Source organism: Cellulomonas sp. NPDC058312, from assembly GCF_042880135.1.
Classification (GTDB): Bacteria; Actinomycetota; Actinomycetes; order Actinomycetales; family Cellulomonadaceae; genus Cellulomonas.
Genome location: NZ_JBHVZE010000003.1, coordinates 90,311 through 112,667 on the forward strand (window position 1 = coordinate 90,311; position 22,357 = coordinate 112,667).

The 22,357-nt window shown below is 76.4% G+C and carries 20 protein-coding genes; 10 read left to right on the forward strand and 10 right to left on the reverse strand.

The annotated features are described in order from the left end of the window. Positions 1–72: 72 nt before the first annotated feature. Both ACFVXN_RS09365 and ACFVXN_RS09370 read right to left on the reverse strand, forming a co-directional pair. Positions 73–1,134, reverse strand: a complete 1,062-nt coding sequence (locus tag ACFVXN_RS09365; protein WP_389230813.1) for an adenylate/guanylate cyclase domain-containing protein — start codon at positions 1,132–1,134, stop codon at positions 73–75. Further along, the gene (locus ACFVXN_RS09370; protein ID WP_389230816.1) at positions 1,131–2,033 is read right to left on the reverse strand and encodes a biotin--[acetyl-CoA-carboxylase] ligase; all 903 of its coding nucleotides are present in this window, start codon (positions 2,031–2,033) and stop codon (positions 1,131–1,133) included. The genes ACFVXN_RS09365 and ACFVXN_RS09370 overlap by 4 nt, the downstream gene beginning before the upstream one ends. Positions 2,034–2,153: 120 nt before the next feature. Here ACFVXN_RS09370 and ACFVXN_RS09375 point away from each other — a divergent pair, with 120 nt between their 5' ends. Genes ACFVXN_RS09375 through ACFVXN_RS09390 form a run of 4 tightly spaced genes read left to right on the forward strand, consistent with a single transcriptional unit; the run spans position 2,154 to position 6,399 of the window. Beyond that, entirely contained in the window at positions 2,154–3,767 is a 1,614-nt protein-coding gene (locus ACFVXN_RS09375) for an acyl-CoA carboxylase subunit beta (protein WP_389230819.1), read from the forward strand. Beyond that, positions 3,764–4,372 (forward strand): hypothetical protein, encoded by a 609-nt coding sequence (locus tag ACFVXN_RS09380; protein ID WP_389230823.1) that lies wholly within the window; start codon positions 3,764–3,766, stop codon positions 4,370–4,372. The genes ACFVXN_RS09375 and ACFVXN_RS09380 overlap by 4 nt, the downstream gene beginning before the upstream one ends. Then, positions 4,369–4,620: an acyl-CoA carboxylase epsilon subunit gene (locus ACFVXN_RS09385; RefSeq protein WP_389230826.1), complete on the forward strand. Its 252-nt coding sequence runs from the start codon at positions 4,369–4,371 to the stop codon at positions 4,618–4,620. The genes ACFVXN_RS09380 and ACFVXN_RS09385 overlap by 4 nt, the downstream gene beginning before the upstream one ends. Positions 4,621–4,674: 54 nt before the next feature. Next, positions 4,675–6,399, forward strand: a complete 1,725-nt coding sequence (locus tag ACFVXN_RS09390) for a DUF885 domain-containing protein (protein WP_389230829.1) — start codon at positions 4,675–4,677, stop codon at positions 6,397–6,399. Positions 6,400–6,470: 71 nt separating this feature from the next. Here ACFVXN_RS09390 and ACFVXN_RS09395 read toward each other — a convergent pair whose 3' ends face one another. After that, complete coding sequence (locus ACFVXN_RS09395) at positions 6,471–7,196, reverse strand: vitamin K epoxide reductase family protein (RefSeq protein WP_389230832.1); 726 nt, start codon at positions 7,194–7,196, stop codon at positions 6,471–6,473. 126 nt (positions 7,197–7,322) lie between these two features. On the opposite strand from ACFVXN_RS09395, the gene ACFVXN_RS09400 reads away from it, so the two are divergent. The 4 genes from ACFVXN_RS09400 (at position 7,323) to ACFVXN_RS09415 (ending at position 12,504) form a co-directional block, all read left to right on the forward strand. Further along, entirely contained in the window at positions 7,323–7,958 is a 636-nt protein-coding gene (locus tag ACFVXN_RS09400; RefSeq protein WP_389230835.1) for a Maf family protein, read from the forward strand. Positions 7,959–8,139: 181 nt separating this feature from the next. Continuing rightward, positions 8,140–9,939 (forward strand): acetyl/propionyl/methylcrotonyl-CoA carboxylase subunit alpha, encoded by a 1,800-nt coding sequence (locus tag ACFVXN_RS09405; protein ID WP_389230838.1) that lies wholly within the window; start codon positions 8,140–8,142, stop codon positions 9,937–9,939. A 4-nt stretch (positions 9,940–9,943) separates the two neighbouring features. Beyond that, positions 9,944–10,489: an NUDIX domain-containing protein gene (locus ACFVXN_RS09410; RefSeq protein WP_389230841.1), complete on the forward strand. Its 546-nt coding sequence runs from the start codon at positions 9,944–9,946 to the stop codon at positions 10,487–10,489. A 53-nt stretch (positions 10,490–10,542) separates the two neighbouring features. Beyond that, entirely contained in the window at positions 10,543–12,504 is a 1,962-nt protein-coding gene (locus tag ACFVXN_RS09415) for an endonuclease/exonuclease/phosphatase family protein (protein ID WP_389230844.1), read from the forward strand. 33 nt (positions 12,505–12,537) lie between these two features. Here ACFVXN_RS09415 and ACFVXN_RS09420 read toward each other — a convergent pair whose 3' ends face one another. Beyond that, a complete protein-coding gene (locus tag ACFVXN_RS09420) occupies positions 12,538–13,959 on the reverse strand; it encodes an NAD(P)H-quinone dehydrogenase (RefSeq protein ID WP_389232559.1) in 1,422 nt (473 codons plus the stop codon). 506 nt (positions 13,960–14,465) lie between these two features. Here ACFVXN_RS09420 and ACFVXN_RS09425 point away from each other — a divergent pair. Together ACFVXN_RS09425 and ACFVXN_RS09430 are read left to right on the forward strand one after the other, a co-directional pair. After that, on the forward strand, positions 14,466–15,296 hold the full coding sequence (locus tag ACFVXN_RS09425) for a purine-nucleoside phosphorylase (protein WP_389230847.1): 831 nt from the start codon (positions 14,466–14,468) through the stop codon (positions 15,294–15,296). A 103-nt stretch (positions 15,297–15,399) separates the two neighbouring features. Beyond that, positions 15,400–17,265 (forward strand): phospho-sugar mutase, encoded by a 1,866-nt coding sequence (locus ACFVXN_RS09430; RefSeq protein WP_389230850.1) that lies wholly within the window; start codon positions 15,400–15,402, stop codon positions 17,263–17,265. 83 nt (positions 17,266–17,348) lie between these two features. Here ACFVXN_RS09430 and deoC read toward each other — a convergent pair whose 3' ends face one another. The 6 genes from deoC to ACFVXN_RS09460 all read right to left on the reverse strand — a co-directional run bounded on the left by deoC (position 17,349) and on the right by ACFVXN_RS09460 (position 22,296). Then, positions 17,349–18,023 carry a deoxyribose-phosphate aldolase gene (gene deoC / locus ACFVXN_RS09435; protein WP_389230853.1) on the reverse strand — a complete coding sequence of 225 codons (675 nt, stop codon included), beginning with the start codon at positions 18,021–18,023 and terminating at the stop codon, positions 17,349–17,351. Next, positions 18,020–19,111 (reverse strand): adenosine deaminase, encoded by a 1,092-nt coding sequence (locus tag ACFVXN_RS09440; protein ID WP_389230856.1) that lies wholly within the window; start codon positions 19,109–19,111, stop codon positions 18,020–18,022. Before ACFVXN_RS09440 ends, deoC begins: the two co-directional genes overlap by 4 nt. Positions 19,112–19,162: 51 nt before the next feature. Further along, positions 19,163–19,384 (reverse strand): hypothetical protein, encoded by a 222-nt coding sequence (locus tag ACFVXN_RS09445; protein WP_389230859.1) that lies wholly within the window; start codon positions 19,382–19,384, stop codon positions 19,163–19,165. 79 nt (positions 19,385–19,463) lie between these two features. Next, entirely contained in the window at positions 19,464–20,450 is a 987-nt protein-coding gene (locus ACFVXN_RS09450) for a hypothetical protein (protein WP_389230862.1), read from the reverse strand. 149 nt (positions 20,451–20,599) lie between these two features. After that, a complete protein-coding gene (locus tag ACFVXN_RS09455) occupies positions 20,600–21,889 on the reverse strand; it encodes a thymidine phosphorylase (RefSeq protein WP_389230865.1) in 1,290 nt (429 codons plus the stop codon). Continuing rightward, complete coding sequence (locus ACFVXN_RS09460; RefSeq protein ID WP_389230868.1) at positions 21,886–22,296, reverse strand: cytidine deaminase; 411 nt, start codon at positions 22,294–22,296, stop codon at positions 21,886–21,888. The genes ACFVXN_RS09455 and ACFVXN_RS09460 overlap by 4 nt, the downstream gene beginning before the upstream one ends. Positions 22,297–22,357: the final 61 nt, after the last annotated feature.

A 22,357-nucleotide genomic window follows, 5' to 3' on the forward strand; every position in this document is an offset into this window, starting at 1 on the left:
GATTCGACCCCGCCCCGCTCCCGCCCCGCCCTCGCGGGACGCGCGGAGGGTGGGTGGTGGGGTGGGGGTGGGTCAGGTGGTGCGGAGGCGGACCGGGGCCAGGGTGCCGATGCCCTCGAGCTCGCGGGCCGGGAGCGGCTCGAGGAGCAGCCCGGGGGTGTCGACGAGCAGCCGCGCGGTCGCGGGGTCGGTGAGGACCGTGCTCGGGTCGGCGACGTCGGTGAGCCGCGCGGCGACGTTGACCGACGGCCCGAACACGTCGCCGAACCGCGACAGCACCCGGCCCCAGACCACCCCGACCCGGACCGGCGTGACGCCGCGAGCGCCCTCGGCGATCCCGCCCGCGCCCTTCTCCCGCTCCACGTCGAGGTCACCGCCGAGCACCCGCGCGAGCTCCAGGGCCACCCGGGCGCCGGTCCGCACGTCGTCGGCGACGAAGAGGACCGCGTCGCCGATCGTCTTCACCACCCGGCCGCCGCCCTGGGTGACGACGTCGCGCGCGGCCGTCTCGAACCGCTGCACGAAGTCCGACAGGTCCGTGGAGCCGAGGCCCGCGGTGCGGCGAGTGAACGACACCATGTCCGCGAACCCGACGGCGCGCGCGAGCGGCAGCGCGGCCGGGTCCCCGCCGACGTCCTGCCCGGCGGCGAACTCGACCGAGTACCGCGACGCGATCGCGGCCAGGTGCCGGCGGTAGGCGTGCAGCAGCTGGGCCTCGAGCACGGGGGCGAGGCCGGGGAGCTCGTCCAGCACCGCGCGGCGGGCGGCCGGGTCGTCGAGGTGGTGCCGGGTGGCCATGTCCTCCACGAGGGCCTCGACCTGCCACAGGGCGAGGCGGTCGCTGGTGTGCCCGAGCGCGCGGGTCAGCGAGATCATCGTGCGGCTGCCCAGGTGGTCCTCGTGCAGCAGCCCGGCGACGCGCTCGACGGCCTCGGCGTCCCGGCAGGTGAACGCGACGTCGTCGGCGTCCGGGTGCGGCAGCCCGAGCGTCCGCCAGTACAGCCGGACGAGCTCCAGGTCGAGCCCGGCGCGGTCGGCGAGGTCGCGCAGCGACAGGGTGCGGGGACCGCCGAGCAGCAGCGCGTCCAGCGCCTGCGCCCCGTCGTGCTGCTCGTCCTGCACCGCGTCCGTCACGCCTGCGACCCTAGTTCACCGACGGGCCGCACGTGACGCACATCACCGGCCAGCAGCACGTGCGCGACCCCCGCGGCGTCGCGCACCACGAGGGCGCCGTCGGCCGCGATCCGCTCGGCCGTCCCCCGCAGCTCGGCGCCGTCGGGCAGCGTCGCGCGGACGACCTCGCCCAGCGTCAGGCAGACCGTCGCGACCTCGGCGTCGAGCCCCGCGAGCGCCGCGTCACCGGCCGCCGCGCGCCACCGGTCGACCAGGGTCGCGAGCTCGCGCACGACCGCGACCAGCACGGTCGTCCGGTCCGCGTGCGGGGCGCCGGCCGCGCGCAGCGATGTGGCGCTCGGGACCGGCAGCTCCTCCGGCGCCTGGCCGACGTTGACGCCGATGCCGAGCACGACGGCGGCTCCCGCCGTACCCGCCCCGCCCCCGGGCGCGACCTCCGCCAGCACGCCGACCGCCTTGCGGTACCGGCCCCACCCGGGCAGGTCGGCGCCGTCGGCCGCCGGGACCAGCACGTCGTTCGGCCACTTCACCCCGGCCGCCAGGCCCGTGGTCGACCGGACGGCGCGGGCGACCGCGAGCCCCGCGAGCAGCGGCAGCCAGCCCCAGTGCGTCGGAGGCACGCCGGGGCGCAGCGCGAGCGAGAACGTCAGCGCCGAGCCGGGCGGCGTCGTCCAGGTGTGGCCCGCGCGGCCGCGCCCGGCGTCCTGGTGCTCGGCGGCGAGCAGACCCCCGTCGGCCCACGCGGGGTCGGCGGCGAGCAGCGCGAGCAGGTCGGTGCTGGTCGAGCCCGCCCGCGGCACCACGGCGCACCGCGCGAGGGGGCCGGCGGGTGCGAGCAGGGCCGAGCGCACCTCGTCGGCGCGCAGCGGGGCCGGGGAGTCGTGCGTCGTGTCGTCCACGGGCCCATCCTCCCCGGCCGCCGCGCGCGGGCGGTTGTGGCATCCGCACGACGCGGCGCGCCGAGGTCCGTGCCCGTCGACCAGGGCCGTCAGCGGGCCGGGAGCACTAGCCTTCACCGGGTGACTGATGACTCGACCACGACGCCCGCGGCGCCCGGGCTCCCCGCCGGCACCGCCGCCAAGGTCGCCGACCTCGCCGACCGGTACCGCCGCGCGGTGACCGAGCCCGAGCTCGCCGCGCAGGACAAGCAGCACGCCCGCGGCAAGCGCACCGCCCGCGAGCGCATCGAGGCGCTCCTCGACCCGGGCTCGTTCACCGAGCTCGACGCGTTCGTCCGGCACCGCTCGCAGAACTTCGGCCTGGACCGCAAGCGGGTGCCCGGCGACGGCGTCGTGGTCGGCCACGGCACGGTCGACGGCCGGCCGGTCGCCGTCTACTCCCAGGACTTCACGGTGTTCGGCGGCAGCCTGGGCGAGGTGCACGGCCAGAAGATCACCAAGGTGATGGACCTCGCGCTGCGCACCGGGATGCCCCTGGTCGGGATCAGCGACGGTGGCGGCGCGCGGATCCAGGAGGGCGTCGCCGGGCTCACGCAGTTCGCGGAGATCTTCCGCCGGAACGTCGCGGCCTCGGGCGTCATCCCGCAGATCAGCCTGATCCTCGGCCCGTCGGCCGGCGGCGCGGTGTACTCCCCCGCGCTGACCGACTTCATCGTCATGGCCGACGGCACCTCCAACATGTTCATCACCGGCCCGGACGTGATCCGCGCGGTGACCGGCGAGGACGTCGGCTTCGAGGAGCTCGGCGGCGCGACCACGCACAACACCCGCTCGGGCGTCGCGCACTACCTGGCCTCCGACGAGGACGACGCGCTGGACTACGTGCGCCAGCTGCTGTCCTACCTGCCGCAGAACAACCTCACCGACCCGCCGGCGTACCCGCACGAGGCGGAGCTCGACGTCACCGACGAGGACCTCGAGCTCGACACGCTCGTCCCGGACTCGGACAACCAGCCGTACGACATGCGCACCGTCGTGGAGCACGTGCTCGACGACGGCGAGCTCCTCGAGGTGCAGCCGCTGTTCGCGCGCAACGTCCTGGTCGGGTTCGGCCGCGTCGAGGGCCGGCCGGTCGGCGTCGTCGCGAACCAGCCGCTGACGATGGCCGGCACGCTGGACATCGACGCCGCCGAGAAGGCCGCCCGGTTCGTGCGGACCTGCGACGCGTTCGGGCTGCCGGTGCTGACGTTCGTGGACGTGCCCGGGTTCCTGCCCGGCACCGACCAGGAGTGGAACGGCATCATCCGCCGCGGCGCGAAGCTCATCTACGCGTACGCGGAGGCGACCGTCCCGCTCGTCACCGTCATCACCCGCAAGGCGTACGGTGGCGCGTACATCGTCATGGGGTCCAAGCAGCTGGGTGCCGACGTGAACCTCGCGTGGCCGACCGCCCAGATCGCGGTCATGGGCGCCGGGGGCGCGGTGAACATCCTGCAGCGCGGGGCCCTCAAGCAGGTCGCCGACGCGGGCGGGGACGTCGACGCCGAGCGCGCCCGCCTGACCAGCGAGTACGAGGAGGCCATCGTGAACCCCTGGGACGCCGCCGACCGCGGCTACGTGGACGCGGTCATCGCGCCCGCGCAGACCCGGTCGCAGATCGTGCGGGCGCTGCGCGTGCTGCGCACCAAGCGCGCCGCGCTGCCGCCCAAGAAGCACGGGAACATCCCGCTGTGACCGGCGACCCGACCGTGCCCGGCGACGGCCACGACCACGACGCGCACGACGGCCACGGGCACGACGGACACGACCACGGCGACGGCGCCCACGGCCCCGACCCTCTGCCCGACGTCGACACGTCCGCGATGCACGCGACCGTGGACGCGCTCGCCGCGGCGCTGCACGACTACGTCGACACCGCCGCGGGCGTCCGGGCGGAGTTCGGTGCCTCCGAGGCCGACGAGGACCCCCGCGTGCTGGCCCTGGAGACCCGCGTCTCCGGCCTGAACGCGCGCCTGTACGACCTGCTGCACGCGCACCTCGGGATGCACTCCGAGCTCACCGGCATGACGTGGGAGGACGAGCCGCGCCCCGCGACGGAGCCGCTCGCCGACGAGGACACCGACGAGTTCCACCTGGGGTTCGTCGTGAGCGTCCCCGGGGACCCGAGCGACCAGACCATCGACGCCGTGCTGGGCATCGTCGACAACGGCGGCGCCGAGATCGTCGAGCGGCTGCTGAGCAGCGGGTTCACGGTCGAGGGCTGGGGCGCGTCCCGCGGCGGCCCGGTCTCGTTCGACGACGACGACGCCGACGACGGCACCGACGAGGAGCAGGCGTGACCGGGCGCGACGGGTCCGCGGTGCCCGTCGCCGCCCCGCACGTCCAGGTGGTGCGGGGCACGCCCGACGACGTGGAGCTCGCCGCGCTCGTGGCGGGGCTGGTCGCCGCGTCCGGCCCCGCGGACGACGACGCCGCGGACGACGCGGAGCCGCGCGCGGCGTGGTCCGACCGCGCCCGCACCGTCCCCGGCGCGGGCGCCACCTGGCGTCCCGGGCCCGACGCGTGGCGCAGCAGCCTGCGCGGCTGAACGTGCGTGCCCGGGGGCGCCGGGCCGCTGGGGGCCTTGGGTAAGGTCGTCCGGGTGACCACTGCACCCACCCCCGACGGCGGCGCGCCCGAGCGTCCCGCGACCCCGATCGACGCGATCGCCGACTCCTACGTCGCCACGCTGGCGACCCTGGACCCGATGGACGCCACCGTCCTCGGCATCCCGGGCCACGACCACGAGATGACGGACTTCTCCCCCGTGGGCCACGACGCCCGGGCCGACGCCGCGCGCGCGACGCTGCTCGCGCTCGACGGCACCGCCCCCGCCGACGAGGTCGACGAGGTCACGCTGGCCGCGATGCGCGAGCGGCTCGGCCTGCAGGTCGAGCTGCACGACGCCGGCGAGACGCTGGCCGACCTCAACGTGATCGCCTCGCCGCTGCAGAGCATGCGCGACGTGTTCGACCTGATGGCCACCGACGGCCCCGACGCCTGGTCGACGATCGCCCAGCGGCTGAACGCGCTCCCCGAGGCCGGCGCCGGCTACGCGGAGTCGCTGCGGCTCGCCGCCTCGCGCGGCCGCACCCCCGCTATCCGCCAGGTCCGCGAGGCCCTGGTCCAGGCGAAGGAGCTCGCCGACCCGGCCTCCTCGTTCTTCACCTCGTTCGTCGACGGCCCCGAGGCCCGCGCCGCCGTCGCGGCCGGCGGCGGCGACGCGCTGCGCGCCGACCTCGAGCGCGGCGCCGAGGCCGCCCGCGCGACGTACGCCGGCCTGGTGACGTTCCTCCAGGACGAGCTCGCCCCGCAGGCCCCGCAGGCCGACGCCGCCGGGCGCGACCGCTACGCCCTGTGGTCCCGGTACTTCCTCGGCGCGACGGTCGACCTCGACGAGACCTACCAGTGGGGCCTCGAGGAGCTCGACCGCGTCGTCGCCGAGCAGGAGCGCGTGGCCGCCGAGATCGCCGGCCCCGGCGCGACGGTCGAGCAGGCCGTGGCCGCGCTCGACGCCGACCCGGGCCGCCGCCTCGAGGGCACCGCCGCCCTGCAGGAGTGGATGCAGGCGACGTCGGACGCCGCGATCACCGCGCTCGACGGCGTGCACTTCAGCATCCCGGACGCCATCCGCACCCTCGAGTGCAAGATCGCCCCGACGCAGAACGGCGGCATCTACTACACGGGCCCGTCCGACGACTTCAGCCGCCCGGGCCGCATGTGGTGGTCCGTGCCGCCGGAGGTCACCACGTTCAACACCTGGCGCGAGAAGACGACCGTCTACCACGAGGGCGTCCCGGGCCACCACCTGCAGATCGGCCAGGCCGTCTACCAGCGGGCGACCCTCAACTCGTGGCGCCGGCTGGCGTGCTGGGTCTCCGGGCACGGCGAGGGCTGGGCCCTGTACGCCGAGCGCCTGATGGCCGACCTCGGCTTCATGGACGACCCGGGCGACCGGCTCGGCATGCTCGACGGGCAGCGGATGCGCGCCGCCCGCGTCGTGCTGGACCTCGGCGTGCACCTGGGCCTGCCCGCCCCCGCGCGCTGGGGCGGCGGCACCTGGGACGCGGACAAGGCGTGGGAGTTCCTGCGCGCCAACGTGAACATGCCGGAGCAGTTCATCCGGTTCGAGCTGAACCGCTACCTGGGCTGGCCGGGCCAGGCGCCGTCGTACAAGATCGGCCAGCGCATCTGGGAGCAGGTGCGCGACGGCGCGTCGGCCTCTGCCCAGGCCCGCGGCGAGGCGTTCGACCTGCGGGAGTTCCACGCCCGCGCGCTCGGCATGGGCGCGCTGCCCCTGGACGTCCTGCGCGGCGCCCTGTCCTGACGGGCGGAGCCCGCACGACGACGGCCCCGGACCACCAGGTCCGGGGCCGTCGTCATCGGCACGGGGTGGAGTCAGGCGGGCAGGAGCGACGGGCCGTACTTCAGCAGCACCGCCGCGGCGAGCAGGACCAGCCAGGCGACCGTGATGTACCAGTCGGTCCCGGCGGCCACGAAGTCGCGCGCCCACGGCCCTGCCCGACCCGGCAGCCGCAGGTGGCCGTCGCGGACGTTCCACCGGGTGAGCCCGGCCCACACCAGCGTGGTGGTGACGGTGATGAGCAGGCACCAGGGGCACAGGGCGCCGATGTCGAAGTACGACTGGTGGAACAGCCAGTAGGCGAACAGCAGGGCGACCGTGTAGAGCGCCTGCGTGCCGAGCATGAACCAGCGCGGGAACCGGACGCCGCCGATCGCCGCGACCGAGATCGTGATGACCACGACCTCGAACGCGATGCCGAGGAACGCGTTCGGGAACCCCAGCAGCTGCGCCTGCCACGACCGCGCCACCGTGCCGCACGAGACCACGGAGCTGAGGTCGCAGCTGAACGTCGCCTGCGGGTTCGCCGCGAGGTGCCACGCCTCGATCGACAGCACGAACGACGTGTACAGCCCGAGCACCCCCGAGACGACCATCTCGATCGCGGTGCGGCGCCGCCAGGCCCGCCGGGGCGCGGAGTCCGGGTCGTCCAGCTCTCCGGCCGTGGGGTCGGCGTCGAGCAGGTCGTCCGGGCCGTCGTGGTCGTCGAGGTCTCCGGCCGCGCGGGCGTCCGGGGCGCTGTGCTGCGTCACGCCTGTCATCGTCGCATCCTCCCCTGGGAGCTTCCCGGACATCATCGGCAGGGCGACCGCCCGGAGCCCGGGACGCAGGTCCCGACCGACCGGTCCGCCGACCCCTGCGCCGCTCGGCCCGCCTAGGCTCGCGGCGTGACCACCCTCGTCCTCGCCTCCGCCTCCCCCGCCCGGCTCGCCACGCTGCGGTCCGCGGGCATCGAGCCCCGCGTCGCGGTGTCCGCCGTCGACGAGCCCGCGGTGCTGCGCGCGGCCGGCGCCGTGCCGCCCGCGCAGGCCGTGCTGCTGCTGGCCCAGGCCAAGGCCCGGGACGTCGCGCCCGGCCACCCGGGCACCCTCGTGCTCGGCTGCGACTCGATGCTCGAGCTGGACGGCGAGGTGCTGGGCAAGCCCGCCGACGCCGCCGAGGCCGCCGACCGGTGGCGCGCGATGCGCGGGCGGTCGGGCCGACTGCACACCGGGCACTGGCTGGTGGACGCGCGCGACGACGGCCGGGACGTCGGCGGCGAGCCCGTCGAGGTCGGTGCGACGTCCACGACCGTCGTGCACTTCGCGGACGTCACCGACGCCGAGATCGACGCCTACGTCGCGACCGGAGAGCCGCTGTGGGTCGCGGGGGCGTTCACGATCGACGGGCTCGGCGGGTCGTTCGTCCGCGGCGTCGAGGGCGACCACCACGGCGTCGTCGGCCTCAGCCTGCCGCTGCTGCGCGACCTCCTGGCCCGGCGCGACGTGACGGTCACGGCGCTGTGGACCCTGCTGCCGTCCTGACCGCGGCGCCGCGGGGGTTGTCCGCTCCGGACAAGGGCGCGCCCGCCTTGCGGGACCTCGTGCCGGTATGGGTTGACGAAACCTCCAACGCACCACGCGCTGGTTGAGCCGGTTCCGCAGTCTTCGCGGCGCACACCCCCGCGAGCGTGTCCCGCGGGGGACCCTCGCGTTACCGTGAGCCGTGCCCCGCATCTCGAAGGTCCTCGTCGCCAACCGCGGCGAGATCGCCGTCCGCATCGCCCGAGCCTGCCGGGACGCCGGTCTCGGCTCCGTCGCCGTCTACGCCGACCCCGACCGCGAGGCGCTGCACGTGCGCGTCGCGGACGAGGCGTACGCCCTGGACGGCGCCCGCGCCGCCGAGACGTACCTCGACATCGCGAAGCTGCTGGACGTCGCCCGCCGGTCCGGCGCCGACGCCGTGCACCCCGGCTACGGGTTCCTGTCCGAGAACGCCGAGTTCGCGCAGGCCGTGCTGGACGCCGGCCTGGTGTGGGTCGGCCCGCCGCCGTCCGCGATCCGCGGGCTGGGCGACAAGGTCAGCGCCCGGCACATCGCCCAGCGCGCCGGCGCGCCGCTCGTCGCCGGCACCCCCGACCCGGTCGCCGGCCCCGAGGAGGTGCACGCGTTCGTCGCCGAGCACGGGCTCCCCGTCGCCATCAAGGCGGCCTTCGGCGGCGGCGGCCGCGGCCTCAAGGTCGCGCGCACGTCGGAGGAGATCGACGAGCTGTACGACTCCGCGGTCCGCGAGGCCACGGCGGCGTTCGGGCGCGGCGAGTGCTTCGTCGAGCGCTACCTCGACCGCCCGCGGCACGTCGAGACCCAGTGCCTCGCCGACGAGCACGGCACCGTCGTCGTCGTCTCCACCCGCGACTGCTCGCTGCAGCGCCGGCACCAGAAGCTCGTCGAGGAGGCCCCCGCGCCGTTCCTCTCCGACGCGCAGCGCGCGCAGCTGGTCGACGCGTCGATCGCGATCCTGAAGGAGGCCGGCTACGTCGGCGCCGGGACCTGCGAGTTCCTGGTCGCGGCGGACGGCACCATCTCGTTCCTCGAGGTGAACACCCGCCTGCAGGTCGAGCACCCGGTCTCCGAGGAGATCAGCGGCATCGACCTGGTCCGGGAGCAGCTGCGCATCGCCGACGGCGAGCCGCTGGGCTACGACCACGTCGAGACCCGCGGCCACTCCCTGGAGTTCCGCCTCAACGGCGAGGACCCGGCCGCCGGGTTCCTGCCCGCGCCCGGCCGCATCTCGACCCTGCGCTTCCCGGCGGGCCCGGGTGTGCGCGTCGACTCGGGCGTCGTGGAGGGCGACACCGTCTCCGGCGCGTTCGACTCGATGATCGCGAAGCTGGTCGTCACCGGCGCCACGCGCACCCAGGCCGTCGAGCGCGCCCGCCGCGCGCTCGCCGAGCTCGAGATCGCCGGCATCCCGACGGTCGTCCCGTTCCACCGGGCCGTCCTCGAGGCGCCCGCGTTCGTGCCCGCCGACCCCGAGCAGCCGTTCACCGTGCACACCCGGTGGATCGAGACGGAGTTCGCGGACGTGCTCCCCACGCTGACCGGCGCCCCCGCCGTCACCACGCAGACCTCCGACGACGACCCCGAGCCGACCGAGCTGGAGCGCGTCGTCGTCGAGGTCGGCGGCAAGCGGCTCGAGGTCGTGCTGCCGGCCGCGCTGGCCCTGCGCGCGGGACGCGGGCGCTCGGCGGGCCCGCGACGCCCGGCCCCCCGCCGCAACGGCGGCCGCAGCGGCGCCGTCGCCCCGTCGGGGACCACGCTCACCTCCCCGATGCAGGGCACGATCGTCAAGGTCGCCGTCGGCGAGGGCGACCAGGTGGCCGAGGGCGACCTGGTGGTCGTGCTCGAGGCGATGAAGATGGAGCAGCCGCTCGTCGCGCACCGCGCCGGGACCGTCGCGTCCCTGTCCGCCGGGGTCGGCGGGATGGTCGCGGCCGGCTCGGCCATCTGCGAGATCGTCGACTGACCCGGTGACCGACCAGCCCGCCGTCGGGGGCGCCTCGGCGGACCGCCTGCGGCACCGCCCCCGGCACCCCGGCGACGGCTGGGTCGAGTGCCGCTGCGGCCGTCGGCACTGGGGCACCGCCGGCGCCGCCGGGCTGCTGCTCGCCCGACCCGCGACGGGCGACGCCCCCGCGGCCGTCGTCCTGCAGCACCGCGCCCTGTGGAGCGACCAGGGTGGCACCTGGGCGCTGCCGGGCGGCGCGCGGCACACCGGGGAGTCCGCGGTCGACGGCGCGCTCCGGGAGTCCGCGGAGGAGGCCGGCATCGAGCCCGCGTCCGTGCGGGTCGTCGGCGAGCACGTGCTGGACCACACCGACTGGTCGTACACCACGGTGGTCGCCGTGGCCGACGGGCCGGTGGACGCGCGACCGACCGACGACGAGAGCCTCGCGGTCGACTGGGTACCGCTCGACGACGTCGCCGACCTGCCGCTGCTGCCGGCGTTCGCCGAGGCCTGGCCCGTGCTGCGCGCCGGGCTCCCGCCGGAGGTCGAGGACCCCGCGGGGCGCTGAGCCGCCCGAGGGCGGGTTCGCCCCCGCGGTGCGCCGGGTCGTAGGTTGACCGGATGAGCGTCCCCGCGTCCGCGCCGCCCGCCACGCCGCCCACGGGGAGCCCCCTCCCCCCGGACGCGGGCGTCGCCACCCGCGTCTCGCTGCTCGCGCTGGTCACCGTGCTCGCCGTGGACGCCGTGCGCGCCGCCGGGCCGGTGCTCGACCGGGCGTTCACCGTCGGCACGGTCACCGTCGCGCTGACCGCGCTCGTGACGTTCGCCGCCGCCGGGCTGGTCACCGCGGTCGCCCTGCTCGCGACCGGGCGGCGGGTCCCCGGGAGCGCGTCCGGCCGCACCGTGCTCGCGGTCGTCGTCGCCCTGGGCCTCGCCCGCCTGGTCACGCAGGCCGTGCACGACGGCGCCCGGTTCGCCGCGGGGCTGGTCACCGCCTCGCTCGCGGTCGCCGCGCTGGTGCTGGCGACCACCCTGGTCGCGGGCCGAGCCACCGGCGGGCGGCAGGCCGCGCTCGGGCTGACGCTCGGCACCGGGCTGTCCGCGGCGCTGCAGCTCGCCCTCGGCACCTGGGACCCGCTGTGGCGCGGCGGCGTGGTCGGGACCGCCGTGGCCGTGGCGCTCGTCGGGGTCGCGGTCGCGCTGGCTGCGGTCGCCCGCCGTCAGGAGCCCACGGGCCGCGCCCGCCGCACCTGGGTGCTCGGGCCGGCGCTCGCGCTGGTCGTCATGGTGCTCGCCAACCCCGCGTTCGCCGCCTCCCAGTCCGGGCTGCCGCTGCCCGTCGCCGGCACCGCCGTGGTCCTGGCGTCGGCGCTCACGGCGTGGCTGCTGCTGCTCCCCGGGGCGCTCGGGCGCCCCGCGCGCTGGACCTCGGCGGCGGTGCTGCCCGTCGCCGTGGCGGTCACGATGCTCACCTCCGGCGTCGTCGCGCTGGTCGCGCTCGTGCTCGCCGAGGCCGCCGCCGGGGTCGTGCTGGCCGTCGCGCTGAAGACCCGGCGCCCGGCACCCCCCGGCGTCCCGCGCACCGCCCTCGCCACCGCCGGCGTGGGGCTGAGCCTCATCGGGGTGCTGCTGGTCTACCTGCTCGACTACGACGTCCCCCTCGGGGTCGACAACGCCTGGGTCGTCGTGGTCGCGGCCGCGCTGGTCACCGCCGGCGGCCTGCGCTGGTGGAGCCCCGCCGCGCCGCCCGCGCACGAGCCCGCCCCGCCCCTGCGCGCCAACGCGCTCCGGTTCCTGGTGCTGCCGTCCGTCGCGCTGCTCGCGGTCGGCTGGTGGCAGGGCGTCGTGCTCACCCCCGCGCCCGCGGTGGACCGGGACGCCGGCACGTTCGTCGTCCTCGACTGGAACCTGCACTACGGCGTCGCCGCGGACACCGCCGTCGACCTCGAGCAGATCGCCCGGACCATCGAGGCCGAGCAGCCCGACGTCGTCGCCCTCCAGGAGGTCGCGCGCGGCTGGGTGCTGGGCGGCGGGGCCGACATGGCGACCTGGCTCGGCGACCGGCTCGGCATGCACGTGGCGTTCGCGCCCGCCGCGGACCGGCAGTTCGGGAACGCGCTGCTGTCCCGCGAGCCGCTGACCGACGTCCGGGTCGTCGACCTGCCGTACGGCGCCGGACCGCAGCAGCGCTCGGCGCTCACCGCGCTCGCCGTCGGCCCGGACGGCACCCCGGTGCGGGTCACGTCCGTGCACCTCCAGCACCGGGAGTCGAACACCCCGACCCGCCTCGACCAGCTCGCCGCGCTGGACGCCGCCGTGCCGGACGACGGCCCGTCGGTGCTCGCCGGGGACCTCAACGCCGAGCCCGGCTCCCCCGAGCTCGACGCCCTCGACGCCGCCGGGTGGTCCAGCGCCGTCGACACCGCGGGCGACCCGGACGTGCGCACCCACCCGAGCGACGCGCCCGACGTCCGGATCGACTGGGTGCTCGGGCGCGGCGTGACGTTCGGCGAGGCGCGGGTGCTGGACGACACGTCCTCGGACCACCGCGCGGTGGTCACCACCGTGCGCCTCGGGGACTGACCCCCCGCCCCGGGACCCGACCCGCCCGCCCGGCTACTCGGTCTGGTGCAGCACCCGGGCGACCTCGGCGATGCTGCCCGACAGCGACGGGTAGACCGTGAACGCGCTCGCCACGTCGTCGACCGTCAGGCTGTGCGACACCGCCAGGGTGATCGGGAAGATCAGCTCGGACGCCCGCGGTGCCACCACGACCCCGCCGAGCACCGTCCCCGCCGTCGAGTGCGCGAACAGCTTCACGAAGCCGTCGCGGACGCCCAGCATCTTCGCCCGCGGGTTCCGGGCCAGCGGCAGGGTGTGCGTGACGAAGTGCGCGCTGCGCTCGATCAGCGCCTGCTCGGACAGCCCGACCGTCGCGATCTCCGGGGCGGTGAAGATGTTCGCCGCGACGCCCTTGACCTTCAGCGGTGCGACCGCGTCGCCCAGCGCGTGCGACATCGCGATCCGGCCCTGCATCGCCGCGACCGACGCCAGCGGCAGCACGCCCGTGACGTCCCCCGCGGCGTAGACCCCGCGGGCCGACGTCCGCGACACCCGGTCGACCTCGATGTGCCCCGACGGCGTCGTCCGCACGCCGGACTCGGCCAGCCCCAGGTCGCCCGTGCTCGGCACCGACCCGACGGCCATCAGCACGTGCGAGCCCTCGATCTCCCGGCCGTCCGCGAGGGTGACGACCACGCCGTCCGGCGTCCGTCGTGCCGCCACCGCCCGCGAGCGCCCGACGACCTCCATCCCGCGGGACCGGAACACCTCCTCCAGCATCGTCGCGGCGTCGGCGTCCTCCCCCGGCAGCACCCGGTCCCGGCTCGAGACCAGCACCACCTGCGAGCCCAGCGACACGTACGCGCCCGCGAACTCCGCGCCCGTCACGCCCGAGCCGACCACGATCAGCCGCTCGGGGAGCTCGTCCAGGTGGTACAGCTGCGTCCAGGTGAGGATGCGCTCGCCGTCCGGCGGGGCGTCCGGCAGCGTGCGCGGGGTCGCGCCGGTGGCGAGCAGGACGACGTCGGCCTCCAGCGCCTCCGTGCCGTCGTCACCGGTCACCACGACCCGCTCCGGACCGTCCAGCCGGCCGTGGCCGATGACCGTGCGCACGCCCTCCCGCTCCAGGCGGCCGCGGATGTCCTGCGACTGCGCGAGCGCGAGGTCCCGGACCCGGGCGTTCACCACCGCCATGTCGATGCTGTGCCGGCGGCGCCGCCCCCCGTCGCCGTCGGGGCCGGGGGTCTCCTCCTCCGTCGGGCCGGCCGGGACGTCCAGGCGGATGCCCAGGTCCGGCGCGCGCTCGGCGATGGTCATCCACTCCGCGGTCGCGATCAGCGTCTTGGACGGCACCACGTCGGTCAGCACCGCGGCGCCGCCGAGGCCCGCCCGCTCGACGACCGTGACCTGCGCGCCGAGGCGGCGGGCCACCAGCGCGGCCTCGTAGCCACCCGGACCGCCGCCGACGACGACCACCCGCGGGGCGGTCCGGTCGGGCAGGCCGCCGACGGGGGTCGAGGGCGCGGCGGCGGGGGCCGTGGGGCCGGTGGCGGGCCCGGCGGCTGGGGTGGCGGGGGCCTCGGCACCGGAGGCGACGGTCTCGGCCGCGGTGGCGTCGGGGTCGGCGGGCGCGGGCGTGGGGGTCGGCTGCGTCACGCCTCCCATCCTCCCCGTTCCCCGCGCCACCGCACCCCCACCACGCCGCGCCGCGCCGCCCGTCCGCGCGTCCCCGGTCCCCAGCTCGCCGAGATGGCAGTCCGCGCGTCTGCTGCCGCGGGTCGCCACAGGCGAGGACTGCCATCTCGGCGGACGCGGGGGCGCGGGGGGCGGCGGGGCGGGGCGGCGCGGGCGCGGGCGGGACCTCCGGGGGAGGTGGGCGCGGGGCGCGGGCCGGTAGGCTCGACTGCTGCGCCCGCACACGCCCTCGTGCGCCCGGGTGCAGGCTCGACACCGCAGCAGCCGCCCCCAGGAGGAGCACCCGCATGGCCGACGACGCCCGCCTCGACGACCTCACCACCGACCCGCTGGCCGTCGCCGCCGACGCCGCCGCGTACCTCGCGCAGGCCACCGGTGTCGCGCAGCACGACGTCGCGCTCGTGCTCGGCTCCGGCTGGGGCGGCGCCGCCGACCTGCTGGGCGAGACCGTCGCGGAGATCGCCGCGACCGACGTCCCCGGCTTCGCGGCCCCCGTGGTCGTCGGCCACGTCGGCACGATCCGCTCGGTGCGGATCGCCGCGACCGACAAGCACGCGCTGGTGCTCGGCTCGCGCACCCACCTGTACGAGGGCAAGGGCGTCCGCCGGGTCGTGCACGGCGTCCGCACCGCCGCCGCCGCGGGCTGCTCGACGGTCGTGCTGACGAACGGCTGCGGCGGGCTGAACCCGTCGTGGGGCCCGGGCACGCCGGTCCTCATCAACGACCACATCAACCTGACGACCGTGTCCCCGCTGGAGGGCGCCACGTTCGTCGACCTGACCGACCTGTACTCCGCGCGGCTGCGCGGCGTGGCCCGCGAGGTCGACGCCAGCCTGGACGAGGGCGTCTACGTGCAGTTCCGCGGCCCGCACTACGAGACCCCGGCCGAGGTGAAGATGGCCGGCGTGCTCGGCGGCGACCTGGTCGGCATGTCCACCACGATCGAGGCCATCGCCGCGCGCCACGTCGGCATGGAGGTGCTCGGCATCTCCCTGGTGACGAACCTCGCCGCCGGCGTCGGCGACGAGCCGCTGTCCCACGCCGAGGTGATCGAGGCCGGCAAGGCCGCCGGCCCGCGGATCAGCCGTCTGCTCGCGGACATCGTCGGCCGCATCTGACCGTCGCCGCGGCCCCGCCCACCCGCGGGGCCGCGGCAGCCGCACCACCCGAACGCCGCACCACAGGTCGGGGCCGCCGCGCCCCGGAGGGAGACCCGATCCGATGAGCCAGTCCACCGAGCAGGACGCCTGGGCCGCGCTGGCCGCACAGGTCCGGACCTGGATCGCCGACGACCCCGACCCCCGCACCGCGGCCGAGCTGACCGCGCTCCTGCAGCGCGCCGAGGCCGAGCCGGTCCCCGACGACCCGGGCGACAGCCTCGCGGACCAGTACGTCGCCACCGAGGTGCAGGCCGCGCGCGACGAGCTCGCCGACCGGTTCCAGGGGCTGCTGCAGTTCGGCACCGCGGGCCTGCGCGGCGCCGTCGGCGGCGGTCCGCACCGGATGAACCGCGCCGTGGTGATCCGCGCGGCGTCCGGTCTGGGCGCCTACCTGCTGGGCGAGCTCGAGGGCGTCACGCCGGCGCCCCGCGTGGTCGTCGGGCACGACGCCCGGCACGGCTCGGTCGACTTCGCCCGGGACACCGCCGCGGTGCTCACCGCCGTCGGCATCGACGTCGTCGTGCTGCCGCCGTACCTGCCGACCCCGGTCCTCGCGTTCGCCGTGCGGCACCTCGACGCCGACGCAGGCGTCATGGTCACCGCGAGCCACAACCCGCCGCAGGACAACGGCTACAAGGTCTACCTCGGCGGCCGCGTGGTGTCCGACTCCGGCCAGGGCGCGCAGATCGTCCCGCCGATGGACGGCGCCATCGCCGCCGAGATCGCCCGCGTGCCGTCGGTCGCCGCGGTCCCGCGCGCCACCGACGGCTGGACCACGGCCGGTCCCGAGATCGTCGACGCGTACGTCGCCCAGGTCGGCGCCCTCGCGGACACCTCGGACGCGGCCCGTGCCGCCGCCGCCGGCCTGCGGATCGTCCTGACCCCGATGCACGGCGTCGGCGGCGCGACCGCGCAGCGCGTCCTCGCGGAGGCCGGCTTCACCGACGTGCACGTGGTCGCCGAGCAGGCCGAGCCGGACCCCGACTTCCCGACCGTCGCGTTCCCGAACCCCGAGGAGCCCGGCGCGATCGACCTCGCCGTCGCGCTCGCCGCGCAGGTCCGGGCCGACCTGGTCATCGCGCTCGACCCCGACGCGGACCGCTGCGGCGCCGCGATCATCGACCTGCGCGCCCGCACCCACACCGGCACGGAGTCCGCGGCGTCGGACGGCTGGCGGATGCTGCACGGCGACGAGACCGGCGCCCTGCTCGGCAGCGTCGTCGCGGAGAAGTTCGGCACCCCCGGCGCCCCGGGCGCGGACGACGCCCCCGTGCTGGCGAACTCGATCGTGTCGTCCCGCCTGCTCGGCCGGATCGCTGCGCACGCCGGCCTGCGGCACGCGCAGACCCTCACCGGTTTCAAGTGGATCTCGCGCGTCGACGGCCTGGTGTTCGGCTACGAGGAGGCGCTCGGCTACTGCGTCGACCCCGCGTTCGTCCGCGACAAGGACGGCATCTCCGCCGCCCTCACGCTCGCCGGGCTCGCCGCGCGGCTCAAGGTCGAGGGCCGCACCACCACGGACGTCCTCGACGACCTGGCCCGCCGGCACGGCCTGCACCTGACCGACCAGCTGTCGGCCCGGTTCACGGACCTGTCGCAGATCCCCGAGACGATGCAGCGCCTGCGCGAGCACCCGCCGGTGCTGCTGGCCGGGTCGCCCGTGATGCAGGTCGTCGACCTCGCCGCCGGCTCCGACGCGGACCGCGACGGACTGCCGCCGACCGACGGCATCCGGCTGCTGACCCAGGACGACACCCGCGTCATCGTGCGCCCCTCCGGCACCGAGCCGAAGGTGAAGTGCTACCTCGAGGTCGTGATCCCGGTCGAGGAGCACGCGTCGCCGGAGTCGGTCGGCGAGGCCCGCCGCGCGGCCCGCGCGCGGCTGAACCAGGTCCGCGCGGACGTCGCGGCGGCGCTGGGGCTCTGACTGCCCCGCACACGCCGCACGACGACGGCCCGCCCCCCGCAGCGAGCGGGAGGCGGGCCGTCGTCGTGCACGGGCCGGGCGGCTCAGTACCCGCCGTCGGCCTCGAAGCCGCCCAGGACGGCGGCGGTGCCGGACAGGCCCAGGCGCGTCGCGCCGGCCTCGATCATCGCCAGCGCGTCGGCCGTCGACCGGATCGCGCCGGACGCCTTGACGCCGAGGCGGCCGCCGACGGTCGCGGCCATGATCTCGACGGCGTGCACGGACGCCCCGCCGGCGGGGTGGAAGCCCGTGGAGGTCTTGACGAAGTCGGCGCCCGCGGCCTCGGCTGCCTTGCAGACCTCGACGATCTCGTGGTCCGTCAGCGCGGCGGACTCGATGATGACCTTGAGGACGGTCGGCGCGGGGGCCGCGGCCCGGACGGCGGCGATGTCCGCCTGCACGGCCTCGAACCGGCCCGCCTTCGCGGCGCCGACGTCGATGACCATGTCGACCTCGTCCGCGCCGTCGGCGACGGAGCGCGCGGCCTCGGCGGCCTTGACGTCGCTGTGGTGCTTGCCCGACGGGAACCCGCAGACCGTGGCGACCTTGAGGCCCTTCGCGTCCAGCGGCAGGAACGACGGCGAGACGCACACGGAGTAGACGCCGAGCTCGACGCCCTCCGCGATCAGCGCCTCGACGTCCGCGACGGTCGCCTCCGGCTTGAGCAGCGTGTGGTCGACGAACTTCGCGAGTCCTGCGGCGTCCAACGAGGCGGTCATGCGCGGTGCCTTCCTGTTCCGTGCGGGGCGTGGCCGGGCAGGATGACCCGGTCGACGAGGTCGGTGCGCGCGTCCTCGTGGAGGAACGCGTGCTTCGCGGCGGTCAGGGTGACCGTCCGGAGGTCGTCCGCGGTCCAGCCGGCCTCGGTGACGAGCAGATGCAGCTCGCGGCTCAGGCTGGTGCGGGACTGCAGGCGGTTGTCGGTGTTCACGGTGACCGCGAACCCGAGCCGCAGCAGGGTCGTGACGGGGTGGTCGGCGACGGACGTCGCGCCGCCGGTCTGGATGTTCGACGAGGGACAGACCTCGAGCGGGATCCGCCGGTCCCGCACCCAGTGGGCGAGGCGGCCGAGACGGGGCTCGCCGTCCTCGCCGGTGCGGATGTCGTCCGTCAGCCGGATGCCGTGCCCGAGCCGCAGCGCGCCGACGTCGACGGCCTGCTCGACGGACTCGGCGCCCGCCGCCTCCCCCGCGTGCACGGTCACGGGGAACCGGGCGCCGCGCAGCTGGGCGAACGCCGCGCCCATGCCGCTGGCGGGGAACCCGGCCTCGGGCCCGGCGATGTCGAAGCCGACGACGCCGCGGTCCCGGTTGGCCAGGGCCAGCGCCGCGATCTCGTCCGCGCGGTCCGACTGGCGCATGGCGCACAGCAGCAGCCCGGTGCGGATGGTGCGGCCCTGCGCGGCGGCGGCGGCCTCGCCCTCGGCCAGGCCCTCGCGGACGGCGTCCACGGCCTGCTGCAGGGACAGCCCGCCGGACTGGTGCAGCTCGGGGGCGAACCGCTCCTCGGCGTAGACGACGCCGTCGGCGGCCAGGTCCTCGACGGCCTCGCGGGCGACCCGGCGCAGCGCGTCGGCGGTCTGCATGACCCCGGCGGTGTGCACGAACGTGTCGATGTACGCCTCGAGGGAGCCGCTGTGCGCCTGGTCGTGGAACCAGGCCGCGAGGGCGTCGACGTCGGTGGTGGGCAGGGCGTGCCCGGTCTGCGCGGCGAGGTCGACGACGGTCGCGGCGCGCACGCCGCCGTCGAGGTGGTCGTGCAGCAGGACCTTGGGCAGCGCGACGATCTGCTCGAAGGTCACGGTCATGGGGGCAACGCTACTTCCCGGGGTCCGATATCCCCGCATCGCGGGCGCCGCTCAGGGGTAGTCGTCGCGCTCGTCGTCCGGGACCGGCGCGGACTGCTCGGCCACGTCCCCGGGGTCCGCCTCGCCCACCAGGTCGGGGCGCGGCTCGTCGGGCGCGTAACCACCCTCGCGGGCGTCCGCGTCGTCGTCGGGCTCGACCTCGGGGAGGTCGGTCAGCGCGGGCTCCGCGAGGCCCGCGTCGGTCCAGCTGGGGTCACCGGGCACCGTGCTCATGTCGGCTCCTCGACGTCGACGGGGCAGGACGCCTCCATCGTCACGCGGGAGGCCGCCGGGCGCCACCGGCCCGGACCCGTCAGCAGGCGCGTACCGGCAGCAGGGCCCAGGTGAGGTGCGTCCACGCGCCGAGCGCCGGCACGGGGCCGTCCGGGGCGAGCAGCGCCGCGCGGGGCAGCGGCAGCACGGCCCCCGCGCCGGGCTCGTAGACCCGGTAGTCGTCGGCGGTGCGGCCGACCGCGAGCACCACGTGCCGGGGCAGCGCGGCGGCGATGCCGTCGCGGAGGTCGCCGCCGGAGTACAGCGGGACGGGCACCCCGCGGTCGAGGGCCGCGTCCACGCGCGCGAGCAGGTCGGCGACCTCGTCGGTCCGGGTGTCGTCGACCATCACCGCGCGGTACCGGAGGCCCGGGACCCGGCCGAACCGGGCCACCCGGGCCGCGCCCCACGGCGGGGTGCCGAGGCTCCGCGGCCAGGGCAGCACGCCCGCGACGGCGCGCGTCGTGCTCCGCCGGTGCAGGGCCGCCTGGAGCAGCGCCCACCGGGTCGCGGACGCCTCGGTGCCGGTGGCGGCGGCGTGCACCACCCGGTCGTCGGGCGACCGGAACCACACCGGCGCGTCGGGGTCGGTGGGGTCCGCGGGCTCCGGCAGCACCAGGCCGTCGAGCTCCGGCGGGACGACCCCGTCGGGCAGCCGCCCGGTGACCAGCCACGCCGCGAGGACCGGGTCCCCGGCGGCGGCGAGCACGCCGAGCACGGCCGCGCCGCACGTGGTCCCGTCCACCTGGCGCGCGGCGGCGGTCCCCCACCGGACGGTGCGACCGGCCCGCAGGTCGAGCGGTGCGACAACCTGCCGGCGCCGGGCCGGGTCGAGGCCGTCGACCAGCGCGTCCAGCCCGGCAGGCACGGGCGCGGCGGGCAGCGACGCCGGATCGGCGAGCTCTCCGGCCCCCGCACCCGCCGCCGCACGCGGGGCCGGGGCCGGGGCCGCCGGCACCGTCCGCCCGCGCACGACCCGCAGCAGCGACGTCAGCTGCCCCGTCCGCCACGTCGTGCTGCTGCTCACGTCTGCTCCTCGGGTGGTCGAGTGGTCACGACACGCTGGTCGCGGTCCGTGGGAGCCCGCGAGTCGTGACCGCTCGTCAGTATGGCGGGACGCGCGCGAGCCCGCGGGGCCGCCGGGTCGGGCGGCGCCGCGGGCTAGGGCGGGCGCGGTCAGTGCGCGTCGACGCGGTCCAGCAGCAGCGGGGTCGCCTCGTACGCGCCGCCGACCTCGTAGCCGCCCTCCAGGGCGTCCAGCGCGCGGGCGAAGCGCTCCGGGGTGTCGGTGTGCAGCGTCATCAGCGGCTCGCCCTTGCGGACCGTCTGGCCCGGCTTGGCGTGCAGCTCGACGCCGGCGCCGGCCTGCACCGGGTCCTCCTTGCGGGCGCGACCGGCGCCGAGGCGCCACGCCGCGATGCCCACCGCGTACGCGTCGAGCCGGCTGAGCACGCCGTCGGCGGGCGCGAGCACCTGCTCGGTGTGCTGCGCGACCGGCAGCGTGGCGTCGGGGTCGCCGCCCTGGGCCGCGATCATCCGGCGCCAGGCGTCCATCGCGCGCCCGTCGCGGAGCGCCGCCTCGACGTCGACGTCCGTCTTCCCGGCGCCGGCGAGCATCTCGCGGGCCAGGGCGACGGTGAGCTCGACGACGTCCGCGGGGCCGCCGCCGGCGAGGACCTCGACGGACTCGCGGACCTCGAGCGCGTTGCCCGCGGTGAGGCCCAGCGGCGTCGACATGTCGGTGAGCAGCGCGACGGTGTTGACCCCCGCGTCCGTGCCGAGGTCGACCATCGTGCGCGCGAGCTCGCGGGCGCGGTCCAGGTCCTTCATGAAGGCGCCGGAGCCGACCTTGACGTCGAGCACCAGCGCGCCGGTGCCCTCGGCGATCTTCTTGCTCATGATGGACGACGCGATCAGCGGGATGGCCTCGACCGTGCCGGTGACGTCGCGCAGCGCGTAGAGCTTGCGGTCGGCGGGCGCGAGGCCGGAGCCGGCCTGGCAGATGACGGCCCCGACGCCGTCGAGCTGCGCCATCATCTCCTCGTTCGACAACGCCGCGCGCCAGCCGGCGATCGACTCCAGCTTGTCCAGGGTGCCGCCGGTGTGGCCGAGGCCGCGGCCGGACAGCTGCGGCACCGCGACGTCGAACACCGCGACCAGCGGCGCGAGCGGCAGGGTGATCTTGTCGCCGACGCCCCCGGTGGAGTGCTTGTCGGCGGTGGGCCGGCGCAGCCCGGAGAAGTCCATCCGCTCGCCCGACGCGATCATCGCGGCGGTCCAGCGGGAGATCTCCGCGCGGTCCATGCCGTTGAGCAGGATCGCCATGTTGAGGGCGGACATCTGCTCCTCGGCGACGACCCCGCGGGTGTAGGCGTCGATGACCCAGTCGATCTGGGCGTCGCTCAGCCGCTTCTTGTCGCGCTTGGCGACGATGACGTCGACGGCGTCGAACTGCTCGGTGCTCACGAAGACTTCCTCTCGACCAGGTCGCTCGGCCCGAACGCGTCGGGCAGCACCTCGGTCATGGGCTTGATCCCGCTCACCGTGTCGACGAGCAGGTCGGGTCCGCCGTGCTCCCAGAGGAGCTGACGGCAGCGGCCGCACGGCATCAGGGCGTTGCCGTGCGCGTCCACGCAGGCGAACGCCACGAGGCGCCCGCCGCCGGACACGTGCAGGCCGGACACCAGCGCGCACTCGGCGCACAGGGTCAGGCCGTAGGAGGCGTTCTCCACGTTGCAGCCGACGACCACGCGGCCGTCGTCCACCAGCGCGGCGACGCCGACGGGGAACTTCGAGTACGGGACGTACGCGCGGTGCATGACCTCGGTGGCCGCGGCGCGCAGGGCGTCCCAGTCGATCTCGGGGGTCGTCATGTCGGTTCCTTCCCGGGCGGCCGGACCGCCCGACGACCACGACGGCCGCCGTCCCGCGCGG

Coding starts and splice junctions, on each gene's coding strand:
- ACFVXN_RS09395 (WP_389230832.1), bottom strand. CDS start 7,196: ATGACAGGCGTGACGCAGCACAGCGCCCCGGACGCCCGCGCGGCCGGA.
- ACFVXN_RS09415 (WP_389230844.1), top strand. CDS start 10,543: ATGAGCGTCCCCGCGTCCGCGCCGCCCGCCACGCCGCCCACGGGGAGC.
- ACFVXN_RS09425 (WP_389230847.1), top strand. CDS start 14,466: ATGGCCGACGACGCCCGCCTCGACGACCTCACCACCGACCCGCTGGCC.
- ACFVXN_RS09430 (WP_389230850.1), top strand. CDS start 15,400: ATGAGCCAGTCCACCGAGCAGGACGCCTGGGCCGCGCTGGCCGCACAG.
- deoC (WP_389230853.1), bottom strand. CDS start 18,023: ATGACCGCCTCGTTGGACGCCGCAGGACTCGCGAAGTTCGTCGACCAC.
- ACFVXN_RS09440 (WP_389230856.1), bottom strand. CDS start 19,111: ATGACCGTGACCTTCGAGCAGATCGTCGCGCTGCCCAAGGTCCTGCTG.
- ACFVXN_RS09445 (WP_389230859.1), bottom strand. CDS start 19,384: ATGAGCACGGTGCCCGGTGACCCCAGCTGGACCGACGCGGGCCTCGCG.
- ACFVXN_RS09460 (WP_389230868.1), bottom strand. CDS start 22,296: ATGACGACCCCCGAGATCGACTGGGACGCCCTGCGCGCCGCGGCCACC.